A 16,139-nucleotide genomic window follows, 5' to 3' on the forward strand; every position below is an offset into this window, starting at 1 on the left:
ATCTCTTTAATTTACAAATAAAAAACCTCAGATCATTGACATCAAACATAATATTTTTTAAATTATATGCTGGTCTATTATCTGAGGTTTAACGATGAGTAACACTGGGTGCTCCGAACTAAAAAACATTCAAAATGTTTGTAAAAAGGGAATCGGGGGTCTCTGCGGCTCATCTGTATCATTAGCAATTTCCGAAATATTTAGTGATTTAGTAAAAAGCTCAATCATTGTTTGTAAGGATAACAATGAAGCTTCTGAGATTTTGTCTCAGTTGAGATTCTTCTCTGCTGTCAATGAAGACCAAATCATACACATTCCAGAGATTGAAGTTCTTCCATATGATACAGAATCACCGAACGCGTCAGTTTCCGCATTAAGAATTTCTGCGTTCAACAAACTTGCGAGTATGAATGGTGACAAACGTCTTGTTGTTACCACTGCTGCGGCAGCTACCCAGTACATAATGGATTTCGACTACTGGATAAATACTCAGATTAATTTAAAAGTTAATGAACAAGTATCAATTCAACAAGTTGAAGAAAAACTGATTGCTGTAGGTTACGAGAAAGCGAATCTTGAAGTTACCAAACCAGGTGAATTCACGGTTATCAATAACATTCTTGATATCTACCCCCTATCACATGATAAACCTGCACGTATTGCAGTTTCAGACAGTGATCACATTACCTCTATCAAGACTTTCGATAGCATTACTCAAAAGAGCATTGCTACACTTGAGTCTATCCAAATTTTTCAAGCAAGAGAGGTTCCGCTTGATAAACCATCAAGCATCCTATTTCGCAAAAACTTCAGGAAAGAATTTTCATCAGCAACAGGTGATGTAACCTACTCACAAATTTCAGCAGGTGAAACTCCTGAAGGGATTGAGTTCTACACTTATTTATATGATCAGCACACAACACTAATGGAAAAACTGTCTGAAAGGCAGTTTAATGTATTTCTAACTAGTGGATTTAGCTCTCATTACTCTCAAGTTATTTCAACAGCTAAAGAGAGATATGAAGAGTTAAAGGATGATAAGAAGCGAAAAATCCCGCCGCCACAAAAGGTATGGCTAAATTCAGAGAGCCTAATTGACTGTATTTCTAGAACAAACAGCATCTTTCTTTCTGAAGATAAAAAAGGTTTTGATACAGTATACGATACTGAGAATACAGGTTTTAGCAAAAAGCATAGCTTGAGTGATATCATGTCTATGCTTTCTCCTTATGTGAAAAAGGCTGAAAAGGTCGTTTTTGTGCTTCACTCTGAGGCTCGTAGCGACCAAATAGTAGCAATATCCAGACTACTAAGAATGAAATCCCTCTTTGCTAAAAAGTGGGATGAGGCAAAAAACGCTCCTGAAAAAGCAGTGATTGTTTACTCTAATGTAAACACAGGCTACTTCGATAATACTCATAAAATCCTAGTTGTTACCGAAAAAGAAATCTTTGGTATGCCTATACAGGCTAAGATAGAGGATGAATCAGAGGTAGTTGATGAGGATAACAATCACCAATTTATTAAAGATCTTGAAATCGATGATTTAGTTGTACATACACATTACGGTATCGGTAAATACAAAGGTCTTAAGCAACTATCTCTTGAAACGGACGGTAATGAGTATTTCACAATAGAGTACCAAGACACGGCACTTGCTTTTGTGCAAATCAGCGATTTGCACTTAGTAAATAAATACAATGGACTAAACCCTGAATCTGTAAAAATTGACAGGTTAGATGAAAAAGGCAGCTCTTGGAAAGATGAGATTGCAAAAGTAGTCGATGATATCGAAGGCACTGCCCTAACCCTTATTGAAGCTCAAATTCAGCGTGAAAAAATGGTGGGTATACAGATACCCGAGCCGAAAGCCGACTACTACCGCTTTTGTCGTGAGTTTCCATATCAAGCAACGAATGATCAGCTAAAAGCAGTTGAAGATATCAAAAACGACTTGGTCTCTGCACGACCTATGGATAGATTAGTTGCAGGTGATGTTGGTTTTGGTAAAACTGAAGTGGCTTTACGCGCATCTATGATTGTTGCCTCTGCTGGTGCTCAGGTTGTCCTGGTAGCTCCCTCAACCATCCTTGCACAGCAACACTATAGAAGCTTTAAAGCTAGGTTTGAATCGTTTGGAATCAATATTGTAGAGCTAACATCAGGCACACAGAAAATTGAAAAGGAAATTATCCAACAGATAGAAAATGGTGAGGCTCATATCATTATTGGTACTCATAAAGCCATAAAACGAGCTATCGATTACCATAATTTAGCGTTGGTTATTATAGATGAAGAGCATAGATTTGGTGTAAACGATAAAGAAAATATACGTAGTAGATTTTCAGGCATTAATATACTAGCCATGACAGCAACACCTATTCCTAGAACACTAAATATGTCTCTAAGTGGAATTAAGGACACTAGTACTTTAAGACAGCCACCAGCAAATAGATTGAATATCAGAACAATTGTGTCTGAATTTAATGATCAGTTAATTGTTGAAGCCATTAAGCGTGAAATGCTTCGTAATGGTCAGTTATTTTTCTTACACAATAATACAACTTCTATATATGCTAGAGCTGAATATCTTAAAAATCTATTCCCTGATCTAAGGATAGGTATTGCTCATGGTAAAATGCACGCTCTAGAAGTTGAAGCAGTGATGTCAGCATTCTATAAGCATGAATTTGACATGCTCATTGCTACAACAATCATTGAGAACGGTATCGATGTTCCTAATGCAAACACTATCCTTATTGAAAATGCGAACGCCTTTGGCTTGGCAGCATTGCATCAGTTAAGGGGTCGTGTTGGTCGCTCTACTCGTCAAGGGTACGCTTATCTACTTACTTCAGGGAACAACATCACTGAAGAAGGTATGAAACGACTAAATGCTATGGAAAAAACATCCAAGATTGGTGAGGGCTACAAGCTTGCGAACCACGATCTTGAGATTCGAGGTGCTGGTGAAATACTTGGTGAAAGCCAAAGTGGTCACATTTCAAAAATGGGTTACTCTCTGTATCACTTTATCTTGAATAAATGTATTGAGATCCTTAAGAGTAATAATTTTGAAAGCTTGAGTGACTTCCAATTACAATCGCTTAAAGAAGGTGATGAGTCTATTAATATAGACGTTGGAGTTAAATACAGTATTCCTGAAAACTACATACCTCATCCTAATTTAAGACTTTACTACTATAGAAGAATATCTATGGCTGAAAAGGTATCAGAGGTAAATGATGTATTCCAAGAAATGGAGGATAGATTTGGTAAATCTCCATATTTGGTCGGAAACCTAATATTTATCACTAAGCTTAAAATGGCAGCGAAGAGACTGAAGATTGTTGGTATTCATGCAAATGAAGACGGTGGCAAGATTATCTTCTCTCGCTCAGTGAAAGACAGAGATTCCATCCTCAACATCTTCGTTAAAGACCCTGAGAATATGCAAATATCTGCTGTGCATGGTGAAAAGGCAATGATACATTTTAACAAGAAGTTACCTAACACCAAAGATCGCGTTGGGTACATAAGACAGATACTTCTGTAAATGTTTAGAGGACTGCTCCGTAGCAGTCCTCTACATAATTCCATTGTGTTGTAAGACATCAATAATTAGCGCTGCTAAGTAATACATCGATATGAAAATTACTGTATATGAAGGGATCTGACTAACCACTAATGATAATGTTGGATTGTTGTCCAGCACACAATCGCTAGACAATTCTGGATTGTAAAACACCTTCACTTGTCTACCCTGCACTGCCTTACTCATTAATTCTTCTTTCTTCATTCTACAGTATCGTCTTAGAGACCCGTACTTTGCGTAACTTGAAGCCAAATCAAACTGATCGCCTCGATACCTTACTCCATTTACCTCATATGAATACACAATCTGAAAGCGTTCTGAAAATGCATTTTTCTTTTGTGTGACATAAAGAATTTTTCCAGTTACTGAAGGCCACCCCTTTGCTCTAGACACATAAAAGCTTCTGACAATATGATTTACAGCAGATAGAATCATGGCAATCATCATGGCTATCAAGACTTCTTTTGGTGCGAGGGTGAATATCTCAGTGTATTTAGTATCTAAATAATTAAAGAAAACAACCAGTAAGCCACCACTTATTAATATATTAAAAAACATAGTGCCTCTTTTTATTATTAAATTTTTCGAAATCCTAACAGATAATCAAACAGCCTACAATATCTACTGATATTTAAGAGTTATATCACCCTAAAGAAAGAGATTTCTTACCAGGCTTTCTAGGTCGCCACAATTCATGTGAAGGATCTTTGCTAGCAATTACTGATATTATCTTCATGATCTCGATATTTCCACCAGAAAGCTTCAATAAATTGCTTGCAACTTCTGATAAGGCAATTACATATGATTCTGATTTATATCTTTTAATTGTTTCTTCCGAAAATCTTTCCGTTATTTCGCTATCTGTGGAAACTTTATTAGTTTCTAGATAGATCACACTTTCCCTAATCTCACTCTCCTTATCAATTACAATAGATATCATCTTTATGATTTCAGAACGATTAGTTCCAGGCATTTGCTGAACTGTGACTTCTCGACTTAAATCATTTTTGTAATACATTTTTGTTTTTATAGTAAAATCAGAAATTGCCACAACGGGAGAGCTTGTTTCAAGTAGTGAAACCTCTTCATCCTTTTCGTTAAACTGTCTTACCGTGTATAAGAAAACTTCTTCCATATCATTCATGAGGTCTTTTTATTTATTATTAAAGAATGGTATTATTATAAAAAAGAAAAATAAACGGTAAATAAGATATGAGACCTAACTTCATTAAAGAGTGGCAGGAAAACAAATTTAAGCATGAAAATGGCGTAATCTTTGATGTGCTTCAAAGGTTTGTGATGGCAAACGGCACCTACTCTTCAGATTACGAAGATAATGATGAAGGTTGTTATCGCTGGACTTCTGATTGTGGTAGAACACAGATTGAAGTTTCATACCCTTTTCCAGATGTTCCTACATATGATGATAGATACGAAATACTTAATAACCCAGTAAGACTAAGTCGCAGGGGTCGAATTGAAGTAATCGAAACTATTTATAAAGTTAATCATGCTGAAACCCTGAAACAATCTTGGGATGCTTTTACTAAAACTGACAAGTGGCAGCGATACGTTGATGAGCAAGAGAAGCTTGAAATTGTTGTTGACCCTAATGCTATCATCCCTGAAATGATCAAAGACTGGATTGTTGTTCATGAGCTAGATGAGAATGGTCAAAAAGTCATTGAGAGCGAAAATACTCATTTCACCTTTAATAATGATGGGACTGAGAATCGATCTGAAATGGTTAAGTTTGACAGTGCTGTTTTCGCGCCCATCTATAAAGAGCAGAAGCGACAACTTGAGTTGGAGTCTGCCAACAAGAAACAAAAAAATCTGGAAAATGTTAGTGGAATGGAGCGATAAGCTCCATTTTTTTTGGTTGAATTATTTATTTCGGGAAATATAATAACGTCAAATGAATGATAACAAATAAATTATAATAAACGGAATAACAAGAAATGAATAATAATTATCTAGAAATATTAATGCAAATGCATGAGAGTAATAGCTGGATCTTTTACGCTATAGTATTCATGTTTGGCTCTGCTATGGCTACATTCTTAAACGTATTGCTTTATAGGATGCCAGTCATTATGGAGCACGATATTGTTGAAAACGTTAAGTTCTATCTGAAGGAAAAGAAAATAGAGCACAATCCGATAGAGTGCGGTGCTGACAAGTATAATACCCTAATGGGAAGATCATACTGCACCACCTGTGGAACGATGATACCATTTTATTACAACATACCTGTTTTAGGCTGGTTGCTGTTAAGAGGTAAATCAGGTTGCTGTAAGCAACCAATCCCGATTCGCTACTTTTTGGTCGAGTTCTTATTTTCTGCCTATGCTTGTGCTGCATTCGCGATGTTCGGGTTTTATCAGGCGCTAGGTATTGTATTCTTCTCATACTTAGCAATAGCTATTTCCGATATAGACATCAAAACTAAAATGATACCTGATGAGTACACTTACTTACTTTTGTGGTTAGGTGTTATTTTTAACTACAATGGTACTTACACCAGTTTAGAATCAAGCGTGTCAGGGGTGATTGTTGCTTACAGCTTTTTGTATGTGATTAATTACCTTTACTGCTGCATTCGAAATACTGATGGTATGGGTGGTGGTGATTTCAAGTTACTTGCAGCAATCATTGCATGGACTGGCTTATCAAGCACATTAAATGTAGTTGCACTTTCCTGCTTGTTCGGCATTTTGACATTTGTGTTTAAAGGTCTAATTGCTAAAGGTTACAAACTGGAAAAAGAGGCTGAGATTCCTTTTGCTCCAGCCCTATTACTCGCAGGATTCACCCGTTTAGTTATATAAATCAAACCCCCTTACTTATAGGGGGTTTTTATTTAATTATTTATTGCAAAGATGGCAAAACAATTGATATTATTTACCATTTTTTATTGACTACTACCTTTCTTGTGGTATAAGTAATAGTGTGTTATTGCGATGAGTAAAGATTATGAATGAGCATATATCTAAAACCAAGATACAAATAGGTCTCGGTTCTATATTTACAGTAATGCTCGCGTTTGTGGGTGTTATGTCTTACGTTTCAGGGCTTGAAAAGTTTCAGACTGGCGATGCGACTTTTGCAAGCAATGTCGTGATTTTCCCCTGTATGTTAGCTTTTCTTCTTTCTGGCTTTATTGTTCTTGTAACTAAAAACATCAAAGCTCTTGAAAAGGTTTGTATGGAAAGCATAAGCCTGGAAGATGAATCCAAGTTATCAAATCTTTTGGACACAATTAGCTTAGCAAAAAGAGTACCTCTAATTACGGTGACAGCCATCCTTTTGCTTACTGGCATTGCAGTACCTACTGTTATGAGTCAAGTGGTTCACAACAGCATGTACACAATCGCTCTGTTTAGCCTAAGCACACTACTGTCAACCGCAGTTTCAATATCTGTAGTAAAGAGTGAAATCTCCTACTTACTAAAAAAATGACATAATCTTACATATCGCAGCACAGGCACTTCTAGGAAGTGCCTTTTTTACGCTTACAATAAAATCAAACGTATGATAAGATTGAGGAATCAATCAACAATGAATCTTTTAATAAATGAAAATACAGGATATTCAGTCAATCTCACTTGCAATAAGCGAGTCAAACCCAAGTTCAATTGCCCATGAATCAGGTTATACCCCCATCCTGCAATCAAGATTGGTTCTAGATTCAGGCAGTGACCATGAATCCATTAAAGATCTCATAAAAAAAATATTCAAAGTCGATTTCATTGACAATGAAAACTTCAATATCAAGTTTCTGAACAATCAAAGAGAACCTGTTACCTATCCCGCTCCTGACATTGCAACCGCAGTTGCTAGCCAAGACAAGCAAAGACTTATCAAGTACTTCTTATTTAAACAATTCCAGATTACAGGTTTGGATGTTGAAATCCCGACTAAAAGTAACGTATCATTCACCTCAAAGATAAAAAGAAGAAAATAATGAAAAGAACAAAACGAGCAAACTGGTTTTTTCACAAGAACAGAAAAACAGGTTCAAAGTTTAAGATCAGATAGCGCGACATGTCCTTTCTTATTTATTTAAATTAAGGATTAAAAAATGAAAATAAAATTATTAATACTGTCTTTGGGTGCTGCCTTGTCAGTCAATTCCTATGCAAGTGATTTCTTTACTGTTAACACAGGCTCTCCTGAGGTAAAAGTAGCAGAATCTCACGCTGAGCCAGTTAAAGTCGAGTCAGAGACTCAATCAGAAGTGATTGACGATCATAATAGGGTAAATATTGAGCAACAATCTGATTTTATTAGGAATACTGTTGCAAAAAAACAAATGTCTCTATATAATTTCGCTACAAATAAAGAAGAAGCTTTCATGTTTGAAGAGATTGATAACGATGTCGATTACGCTAGAAAGTTTATTCCGCCATCTGAAGATGTAATTGCTATGTTCGACTACTTTGTCGAAGAAGGCGCTTCTCCAGGTACGGCACTGCTTTTAACTTACAAAAAGCTTGATGAGGCAATCCAGTCACTTAATGACTCATCAGCAAAATAGGATGATATTGAATGAGAGCTGCTACAGTCGTTGAAAGAACAAAAGATGGAATGTTTACTTATGATATGCCTTCTCGACTACTTAAATCGAGAAGCGTATTTTTAACTGGTCAAGTTACTGATGATATGGCTGATGAAGTTTCGATGCAACTCTATTGGCTTGAACAGCAGAATGAAAACAAAGATATTTACATGTACATCAACAGCCCTGGTGGTAGCGTAACTGCTGGCATGGTCATTCACGACACCATGAATTCAGTTAAGCCTAACATCGTAACTATTTGTCACGGACAGGCTTGCTCAATGGGAGCCTTCCTTCTTGCTGCTGGTGCTAAAGGTAAACGCTTCGTTATGCCCAACTCAAGAGTTATGATTCATCAGCCGCTTGGCGGATTCCAAGGTCAAGCATCTGATATCCAGATCCATGCTCAAGAAATCCTTTCAATTAAGGATAATCTCAATCGTCATTTAGCGCACTATACAGGTCAGCCGCTAGATGTGATTGAACGAGATACAGACCGAGATAATTTCATGGGCGCAAGAGCTGCGATTGAATATGGTCTTGTTGATGCAATGAAAGGCGTGGATGTTTTAAATAGACAATAAAAAACATTTGTATAAAATAGAGGCTTAAAGCCTCTATTTTTTTATATTAAATTTGGAAAAACTATGAAATTAGAACAAAAGCAAGGCTTCAGAGTCTCTGAAGATGGAGCTTATTACATCAATATTGAGTCTGAAGATATCCTAGAAAGAATGAGAAAGAAAAACATCTCTTTATCCAAGAAAGCAAGAAACTTAGGAATTTGCATCAAAGCAGCACCTGTCATTGCTTTCTTTATTGCCTACCCTCTTGGGGCATTGATATCTAGCATTATCCAGAAGCCTGTAGAAGACGCTTTTTACATCGTTGCCCCCGTAATTGCCATAACGCTATATATTAGCCTCAAAAAGCTCTCAGGAGCGCAGCAGGATGTGATTGAAGCGATGGGTAAGCAAGTAGATAGTGCCGTAGCAGAAACGCAAAAGATAGCCTATGGGGAAAGAAATGTGAAGGAGGATGTTGAAGATCAGGAAGCTGATTCAGATTCTGGTTTCGGAGAAGAAAATCATAAGCACACGAGAAAGGCAGATTAGACGATTGAATTTCCGCACCTTTTACGGTGCGGTATTATTTAGTTCGAGCAATGTTTCATGCACTACGTGGTCTGTCATTAAAGATTCAGCATACTTACTTAACCTATCATCTCCAATTTCATTTATTCGAACTGCTTCGCGTTTTAGCATTTTACTATTTGCTATCAATAAACGCTCCATATTATACGTTAAATACCCATCCTTACTAATGTAGAATTTTGCTAAATCCACAAGAGATAAAGTAATTCTTCCACCATTTGGCGTATTGAAAGCGCTGTTTTTCTCAATCTGCTGGCTAATGCTTTCATTTGTCATTAAGTATTGAATGAATTGTTTGATAAGCGCCTTATACCTTCTCAGCTCCATTGTACGTTCGTTCAATAAAGGGATAACGCTTGGATCTGTTGGTTTGTCTGTAAAAATAACTTCCTGAGTATTTTTAAATCCTTCGCAAGCTTTTATCTCACCTGTCGTTTCAATAGCTCTCGATTTCTCCATTAGAAGACCATGCTTTAATTCAGTTGGAGTTGTATCAATTCTATATGGATACAAAGAGCAAACTTTTGGTCTTCTTGAATAGATGCTGCACTGTTTAAATTCATTTAAATTTCGGCACGGAACAATTGCGGGATTAACAGAAATAAACTCTAAGAACACCGCGACTTTACGATCAGACTTCGTTTTTATTGATACAAAGAAATTGTCAGAAAGATATTTTTTCTGTTTCTTGTAACTTCTATCGGGAAACTCAGGACTTACAAGGTTTCGTATGTCGTATGCTGATAGTGATAGATTTACAGCAAAATCATCATAATGTTTGAAGAAAAATTCTTCTGGCGTTAAGGAGATGCCACCGTAGCAGCAAGCTCCACAACCATTACAGCTAAAATTAATCAACTTTCAAATCCTCTAAAGCTTTAATTATCGAATCGACCCGATCTCTGGATACACCAGAAATTGTTATCTTGCTATCGTCTATATACAACACTTCATTGTGAGATACTTCTGTAAAGTGCATAACATCATACACGGCTACCTCATGGCTTATACCCTTCAGCTTTTTGTGTCCCTTATAAATCGCTTCGACTTTATTGTTAACCAAGTTGAATGTCTCTTGAGCTATGTATACAGACCCTGGCTCAGCCAATGATTCGATTCTTGCCGCAATGTTAACGACCCTTCCGATAACCGTATATGCAAGACGCTGGCTAGAACCAATGTTACCGACATGACAATACCCACTGTTAATGCCAACACGAATTTGAATGTTTCTTTTTATGCCGTGAGTTAGCCACTTGTCATTTAGTTCGTCCATAGACTTCTGCATTGCAATGCTCATTTGAATGCAATTATAGGCATCCTTATAAGCACCTTTTGTGACAGGATCACCGAAGAACACCATCATGCCATCTCCAATATACTTATCTACCGTCCCGCCATGTCTTAACGCTATTTCGGTCATTTTTGAAAAGAAATCATTCAGAATTATAGCTAAAAGCTCAGGCTCTAAAGTTTCAGATAATGATGAAAACCCAACTATGTCAATAAAACATACAGATATTTTCTTTCGTTGCAGATTTGTGCTTATATCATCACCTTTTTCATACATCCTTACTATCTGCGGAGACAAGTAATTAGAAAGTATCTTTGAAAGCTGCTTTTGTTTTTTTCCTTTTTTCAACAAATCTTCACGTATCGCTATCAATTTGTTTGTTCTATCGTGCTTCTGTAGTGAAACGATGACAATGAATATCATTGAATAGAATCCACCAGCCCACTGCATTAGCGTAGACGTTTTGTCCATTTCTGGTAGTAAGTTGTATCCTTGAGCGGCTAAAGCCACAAATAACGACCACGTCATATAGTAGAACCAGTATTTAAGCCCTCCTGCTGATATGTATATATAGCTTTGAATAATTAAAAGCATAAATACTAAAAGTGGATCGCTTTTCAAGTGGCTAAAGGTTAAGCCACATAAAACTGAGTCTACGAACAATAATAGCCTATGAAATTTATCACCAATCTTTGGTGTAAGCATGTAATCGAGAAAATACGATACAACCAGGTAGAAAAAAATTGACATAGCGAGCATGTCAATTTTAGGGCTGAACTTATTTCCAAGATTTGATTCGTACTCAATATAGTAAGAACCAAATATGATTGTTAAATAAATAAATCCAAGAACCCTTACCAACCCAGTTTCATGTCTTGAAAATGTGTTGTTAGTTTTCATATCTCATGTTTTATAGCATGAATAAAAATGGGGCGCATAGTGCGCTTGATACGCCATTGCCAACTGGCGCTCCGAATTTGTTCTTTTTACAGAATTTCTTTACGGCTGTCTTACAAGGGCTTGAACCATCAGGACATTGCTGCTTAACGACATCTTGTGGTGACATTGCCATTAAAAACACACCAGAACAAGTCATAAAAACACCAAGAATGTTTTCATTGTCTTTATATTGCTGAGCTGATTGTTGAGCGCTTTCATCAGATTGAAGGTCATGCTTTTTATAGCAAATGTCACTAGCAAATGATGAGGTGGAGATTGTTAACATCAAAAAGAGAATTAACTTTTTCATTTTATTTAATCCATTCATTTTTTTGTTAATTCTACCACCCCATTATAAGCATATCAATTTATATGCTTTTAATTCACAGCTTTGGCGTCTTCTTCAGATTTGCTATTCTCAATCTGCTCTTGCATTTCTATCTGTCTCATGTGTTCAATAACACGCTTTTGATGATTGATAGAGCCGTAAATTGAGCTGAACATGGTTGTTGTGAAATCCATTTGAATTGATTCAATCATTTGTTTGAAGAATTCAATAGCGCCAAGTCCAAATTCCTGAAGAGGGTTTTTCTGAGCGTAACCTCTTAAGTGGATTCCTTCCCTTAGATCATCCAAAAGCTCAATTTGTTCGAACCAGTATGAGTCTAAAGTTTTAACCATCACCGTTTTGTAAAGCATGATATCAGCACGAGCATTATGAAGCATATTCAGCTCGTTAAGCGTTTCTTCAAACCTTGCATACACGAGTTTAAGCAACTCTTCTTTGATGCTCTCAATGCCATAACCTTTGTCAATGAGATCGCTAACTATCGGTTTGACATCCCACTCAACTTGCAAGAACGTATCAAGTGAATCCACATCCCAAGTGTAATCGTTGTTACTTGGAAGGTACTTGTCTACAAGAGCATATACTGCGCTAGCAACGATGCCTTTAACGCGTTCAACACATTCGTCAGGGTTAAAGTCATCTTTTGTTGCAATCCCCAGCCACTCTTGACGCATTGCAAACATCTGTAAGCGTTGTTTATTGATGATATCATCGTACTTGAGCAGTTCTGCTCGCATGTTCGAGCCTAATCCCTCGCATTTAGCCTGAGCTTTCACTATTGCTCTATCTAGTAATGGATGCGAAAGTTCATCATCATCACCGAAACCAGCCGCTCTCATCCAGCTTCTTGTGCTTTCACCGCCAAAGTTTAGCATTAACTTATCATCTAGCGACACATGGAATTGAGAGCTGCCAGGGTCGCCTTGTCGTCCAGCACGACCCCTCAACTGAAGGTCAACTCGACGACTTTCATTACGACTAGTACCTACAACATGAAGACCACCAATGCTCTTAATATATTCAGACTCGTCTTTGAATCTTGCTTTAACTTGTTTGATTTCTTCTTCATCTACAATGTTATTGGCTTCAATATAAGCCTCACAGTTACCACCAAGCAAAATGTCTGTACCTCGACCAGCCATGTTAGTACTTACCGTGATTGCATTTCTCTCACCTGCCTGTGCGATGATGCTAGCTTCTTTTTCATGGTTTTTTGCATTTAAAACATTGAATTTAAGACCAGCTTTTTCAAATATATTTGAAATCAAGATACTTTCTTGAACAGAATCTGTACCCACAAGAATTGGTCTGCCAGTCTTATGGATCTCAATAACATCTTCTAAAATCGCCTTGTACTTTGTTTCCTTAACCATGAAGATTTTATCTTGCTTGTCTTGACGCTGAAGAGGCTTGTTAGAAGGAACCACCACTACATCCATGCCGTATACTTCTTTGAACTCATGCGCTTCAGTATCACCCGTACCAGTCATACCCGCAATTGATTCATACTGTCTGAAGAAGTTTTGTAGAGATGTGCTTGCAATCGTTTTGTTATCAGGATTGATCTCAACACCCTCTTTAGCCTCAATAGCTTGATGTAGACCTTCAGACCACCTACGCCCTTCTTCAACACGACCTGTGGAAGAATTGATGATTTTGATTTTTCCGTCTGACACAAGATAGTCTACGTTATTTTCATACAAATGTTTTGCACGAATTGCAGTTTCCATTGACTTAACCATGTATGTTTTGTCAGGTTCATACAGGCGACCAACGGTATCAATTACACCGTGCTCAAGAAGTAACTGCTCAAATTTCTCGTAACCTTTTTCAGTTAATTGAGCTGATTTCGTTTTAGGGATAAGAGCTGCATCAGCATCGACTTCTTCAACCTGTTTGCTACCAGTCGTTTCTTCTTGAATCTTTGTTGTGAAGTGCTCTGCAAGTTCCTTCATTAGAGCAACCTCTTGAGAGTCAACATCGCTAGCTCCACTGATAATTAGTGGCGTTCTAGCCTCATCAATTAAGATTGAGTCTACTTCATCGATTAGAGCAAAATAACACTCTGGTTGAACTTGCTGGGAAACATCTGGGGCGATGTTTTTTCTCAGGTAGTCAAATGCGAATTCTGAGTTTGTACCATATACAATATTACAAGCATAAATTGGTCGTCTCTCTTCATTACCTAACTTGTTGTTTAGAGAAGCCACGGAAAGTCCAAGGCACTCATATATCGGTCTCATGATCTCAGCATCACGGCTTGCCAGATAGTCATTAACAGTAACAACATGAACCTGATGACCAGTAAACGCTCTCAATACTACAGGCAAGGTTGCAACCAATGTTTTACCTTCACCCGTCTTCATTTCCGCGACATTACCATCGTTAAGGATAAGTCCACCGATAAGCTGGACATCGTAATGCTTCATACCTAACTTGTTCTCACCTGCCACTTGGCATAGTGCAAATGTACGCGTTGCTATGGCATCGATACTTCCATCTTTCTTGAACTCGGCTCTTAATTCATTTGCCTTGCTTAGAAGCTGTTCATCAGTGAAATCTTTGAATTCTTCATAATGCTTAGCAATTTCAGGTAATTTTTTATTGTATTTTTTTAGTATTCGATCATTTTGCGTCCCGAAAACCTTTTTTAAGACTTTCACGGCAGCATTATCTTTACGTGAGTTAGACATCATTAACCTTTATTCAATTTTTTATTTGTTATTTAAATTGTCAGTTGATAATACCAAATCTTGAAGTTTACGCAAGGCAAAAGAAAAGCATAAAAAAATCAGAGGGCAATATTTAAACGCCCTCTGATTAAATGATGATCGTTATAGGTTGAGAAACATCCAAAATTTACTGTAAGTGATTGAGTATATGATCAAACCATATAAGCAATGAACCAAATATGAAAGATAAGGTTTATACAATCTTGTAAAGAGGTTTACCTGTATGGTCAATAGTATAGATATTTCCAAGCGGTCTACTAAAAGCGTGGATGGCGCTCAAGACTTTATTCCCTTTAGAACCAGCCTTTCTTAACAGACTCAATCTCAGGGCTACATTGCAAAAAACAAAACCCTTTTCTCTCTCGATATTTACATCAGGAACTTCACGAAGGTTCTTTTCCACATACGTTTTCAGTATTTTCGATTCACCCATAGGTGAATTATTAATGTCTTTAGAATATCTGTCATTACCATTTCTAGCACAGTTTATACGCTGAGTAGGGATAACTTCTAACACACAAGTATTGTTTATTTGACAATGGTTTAGTAACTGTCTACCACCGTACTTAAGAAACTCATCAACCTTTTCGAATGGATCTGCCAAAGAACCATCACCTTTTCGATAATCGTAACTGTGGTTGCATGTGTAGCAAAATCTTCTCAAGACTTCATTGCCACTTCTTACGCGAATCATTGCTCCACCATACATGCCTTCAGAAGTATATCTGGTGATCAATTGAGCGAGAAGATTTCTAAAGTTTTGTATGTTGTAATCTGTTACCTGCATCAATTCTTGATGCTTGATGATAACTGCAACAAAGAATTTTTTTCTTTCACCCATGATGCGAGAATAGAGCATTCTCTTTTCCTCAATTACATCAAGAGGGTTTCTCATGCCCTGAGCTACCTGTTCATTTAGTTGTCTGAATTTTGGCATTAATTCAAGCATCAATCCTGTTGGCTTTGGACTCATGGTAACTTCTAAATACCCTTTCCCTATTTCAGAAAGTTTTCCTTCATCACCGATCTGTATAACACTTGCCCATTTACCAATGATAGTAGGCTTACCAATTTGCGAGATTGAAGTTTCATCGACTGATGCTTGTTCAATTAAAAGAATGCCAGTTGGTGTTTCCTTAGAATTATTAGGATCTGCTAGACAAGGATTGTGAGCATTACGATGTGTCTCAGCAAATGAATCAATTGTAGGAATGGTTGTACCACTAGTGGTGTCTTGCGCCCTTTTAATCAAAGTTTCTTCTGGAACAATGTATACTCGAACCTCTTTACCACCCTCTGTCACACCGTCAGCATATGACTTAAGAAAGTCGTGATTATCCAGAACATATTCCCTTGGATAAAACACTACACCGCCGTGTAGAGGCTTTAGTTTTTCACTTATGCTTTTGTCATTCATAATCTATTTATTTCATTAATAAAAATTAGTTGTTTTCGATTTGGAACTTGTATTTTATATTTATTTGCGTATAATCACAACAATACTAAACGAAATGG

Annotated in this window: 15 protein-coding genes; 8 read left to right on the forward strand and 7 right to left on the reverse strand. The window is 37.0% G+C overall.

Annotated features, from left to right (window positions below):
• Window positions 1-94: 94 nt before the first annotated feature.
• Window positions 95-3,556, forward strand: a complete 3,462-nt coding sequence (gene mfd / locus AACT42_RS13100) for a transcription-repair coupling factor (RefSeq protein ID WP_094132939.1) — start codon at window positions 95-97, stop codon at window positions 3,554-3,556.
• 30 nt (window positions 3,557-3,586) lie between these two features.
• Here mfd and AACT42_RS13105 read toward each other — a convergent pair whose 3' ends face one another.
• Window positions 3,587-4,153, reverse strand: coding sequence for a DUF3592 domain-containing protein (locus AACT42_RS13105; protein WP_053318357.1), 567 nt, complete (start codon window positions 4,151-4,153; stop codon window positions 3,587-3,589).
• A gap of 85 nt (window positions 4,154-4,238) precedes the next feature.
• Window positions 4,239-4,739, reverse strand: coding sequence for a hypothetical protein (locus AACT42_RS13110; RefSeq protein WP_094182854.1), 501 nt, complete (start codon window positions 4,737-4,739; stop codon window positions 4,239-4,241).
• A gap of 68 nt (window positions 4,740-4,807) precedes the next feature.
• Between AACT42_RS13110 and AACT42_RS13115 the strand changes: the two genes are divergently transcribed.
• The 7 genes from AACT42_RS13115 (at window position 4,808) to AACT42_RS13145 (ending at window position 9,271) form a co-directional block, all read left to right on the forward strand.
• Window positions 4,808-5,461 (forward strand): hypothetical protein, encoded by a 654-nt coding sequence (locus tag AACT42_RS13115; protein ID WP_094182855.1) that lies wholly within the window; start codon window positions 4,808-4,810, stop codon window positions 5,459-5,461.
• 95 nt (window positions 5,462-5,556) lie between these two features.
• Window positions 5,557-6,426 (forward strand): prepilin peptidase, encoded by an 870-nt coding sequence (locus AACT42_RS13120; RefSeq protein ID WP_094182856.1) that lies wholly within the window; start codon window positions 5,557-5,559, stop codon window positions 6,424-6,426.
• A 145-nt stretch (window positions 6,427-6,571) separates the two neighbouring features.
• Window positions 6,572-7,057 carry a hypothetical protein gene (locus AACT42_RS13125; RefSeq protein WP_094132600.1) on the forward strand — a complete coding sequence of 162 codons (486 nt, stop codon included), beginning with the start codon at window positions 6,572-6,574 and terminating at the stop codon, window positions 7,055-7,057.
• Between the two features lie 115 nt (window positions 7,058-7,172).
• Window positions 7,173-7,562, forward strand: a complete 390-nt coding sequence (locus AACT42_RS13130) for a hypothetical protein (RefSeq protein ID WP_053318352.1) — start codon at window positions 7,173-7,175, stop codon at window positions 7,560-7,562.
• Window positions 7,563-7,679: 117 nt separating this feature from the next.
• On the forward strand, window positions 7,680-8,135 hold the full coding sequence (locus AACT42_RS13135; RefSeq protein ID WP_094132602.1) for a hypothetical protein: 456 nt from the start codon (window positions 7,680-7,682) through the stop codon (window positions 8,133-8,135).
• An 11-nt stretch (window positions 8,136-8,146) separates the two neighbouring features.
• Window positions 8,147-8,740, forward strand: a complete 594-nt coding sequence (locus AACT42_RS13140; RefSeq protein WP_094132605.1) for an ATP-dependent Clp protease proteolytic subunit — start codon at window positions 8,147-8,149, stop codon at window positions 8,738-8,740.
• 63 nt (window positions 8,741-8,803) lie between these two features.
• Entirely contained in the window at window positions 8,804-9,271 is a 468-nt protein-coding gene (locus AACT42_RS13145; RefSeq protein ID WP_094132608.1) for a hypothetical protein, read from the forward strand.
• A gap of 21 nt (window positions 9,272-9,292) precedes the next feature.
• Here the strand turns inward: AACT42_RS13145 and AACT42_RS13150 are convergent, their stop codons facing one another.
• From AACT42_RS13150 to AACT42_RS13170, 5 genes are all read right to left on the reverse strand, one after another.
• The gene (locus tag AACT42_RS13150; protein WP_094132610.1) at window positions 9,293-10,168 is read right to left on the reverse strand and encodes a YkgJ family cysteine cluster protein; all 876 of its coding nucleotides are present in this window, start codon (window positions 10,166-10,168) and stop codon (window positions 9,293-9,295) included.
• Window positions 10,161-11,504, reverse strand: a complete 1,344-nt coding sequence (locus tag AACT42_RS13155) for an adenylate/guanylate cyclase domain-containing protein (protein WP_094132613.1) — start codon at window positions 11,502-11,504, stop codon at window positions 10,161-10,163. The genes AACT42_RS13150 and AACT42_RS13155 overlap by 8 nt, the downstream gene beginning before the upstream one ends.
• 10 nt (window positions 11,505-11,514) lie before the next feature.
• Window positions 11,515-11,853 carry a hypothetical protein gene (locus AACT42_RS13160; RefSeq protein ID WP_038129952.1) on the reverse strand — a complete coding sequence of 113 codons (339 nt, stop codon included), beginning with the start codon at window positions 11,851-11,853 and terminating at the stop codon, window positions 11,515-11,517.
• Between the two features lie 68 nt (window positions 11,854-11,921).
• A complete protein-coding gene (gene secA / locus AACT42_RS13165) occupies window positions 11,922-14,555 on the reverse strand; it encodes a preprotein translocase subunit SecA (RefSeq protein WP_176432224.1) in 2,634 nt (877 codons plus the stop codon).
• Between the two features lie 262 nt (window positions 14,556-14,817).
• Window positions 14,818-16,041 (reverse strand): hypothetical protein, encoded by a 1,224-nt coding sequence (locus AACT42_RS13170; RefSeq protein WP_094132619.1) that lies wholly within the window; start codon window positions 16,039-16,041, stop codon window positions 14,818-14,820.
• Between the last annotated feature and the right edge of the window lie 98 nt (window positions 16,042-16,139).

Source organism: Vibrio sp. V15_P4S5T153, from assembly GCF_963874485.1.
GTDB lineage: Bacteria > Pseudomonadota > Gammaproteobacteria > Enterobacterales > Vibrionaceae > Vibrio > Vibrio anguillarum.

Excerpts from the sequence above, each read along its gene's own strand:
- mfd (WP_094132939.1), top strand. The coding sequence starts at position 95 with ATGAGTAACACTGGGTGCTCCGAACTAAAAAACATTCAAAATGTTTGT.
- AACT42_RS13105 (WP_053318357.1), bottom strand. The coding sequence starts at position 4,153 with ATGTTTTTTAATATATTAATAAGTGGTGGCTTACTGGTTGTTTTCTTT.
- AACT42_RS13110 (WP_094182854.1), bottom strand. The coding sequence starts at position 4,739 with ATGAATGATATGGAAGAAGTTTTCTTATACACGGTAAGACAGTTTAAC.
- AACT42_RS13115 (WP_094182855.1), top strand. The coding sequence starts at position 4,808 with ATGAGACCTAACTTCATTAAAGAGTGGCAGGAAAACAAATTTAAGCAT.
- AACT42_RS13120 (WP_094182856.1), top strand. The coding sequence starts at position 5,557 with ATGAATAATAATTATCTAGAAATATTAATGCAAATGCATGAGAGTAAT.
- AACT42_RS13125 (WP_094132600.1), top strand. The coding sequence starts at position 6,572 with ATGAATGAGCATATATCTAAAACCAAGATACAAATAGGTCTCGGTTCT.
- AACT42_RS13130 (WP_053318352.1), top strand. The coding sequence starts at position 7,173 with ATGAAAATACAGGATATTCAGTCAATCTCACTTGCAATAAGCGAGTCA.
- AACT42_RS13135 (WP_094132602.1), top strand. The coding sequence starts at position 7,680 with ATGAAAATAAAATTATTAATACTGTCTTTGGGTGCTGCCTTGTCAGTC.
- AACT42_RS13140 (WP_094132605.1), top strand. The coding sequence starts at position 8,147 with ATGAGAGCTGCTACAGTCGTTGAAAGAACAAAAGATGGAATGTTTACT.
- AACT42_RS13145 (WP_094132608.1), top strand. The coding sequence starts at position 8,804 with ATGAAATTAGAACAAAAGCAAGGCTTCAGAGTCTCTGAAGATGGAGCT.
- AACT42_RS13155 (WP_094132613.1), bottom strand. The coding sequence starts at position 11,504 with ATGAAAACTAACAACACATTTTCAAGACATGAAACTGGGTTGGTAAGG.
- AACT42_RS13160 (WP_038129952.1), bottom strand. The coding sequence starts at position 11,853 with ATGAAAAAGTTAATTCTCTTTTTGATGTTAACAATCTCCACCTCATCA.
- AACT42_RS13170 (WP_094132619.1), bottom strand. The coding sequence starts at position 16,041 with ATGAATGACAAAAGCATAAGTGAAAAACTAAAGCCTCTACACGGCGGT.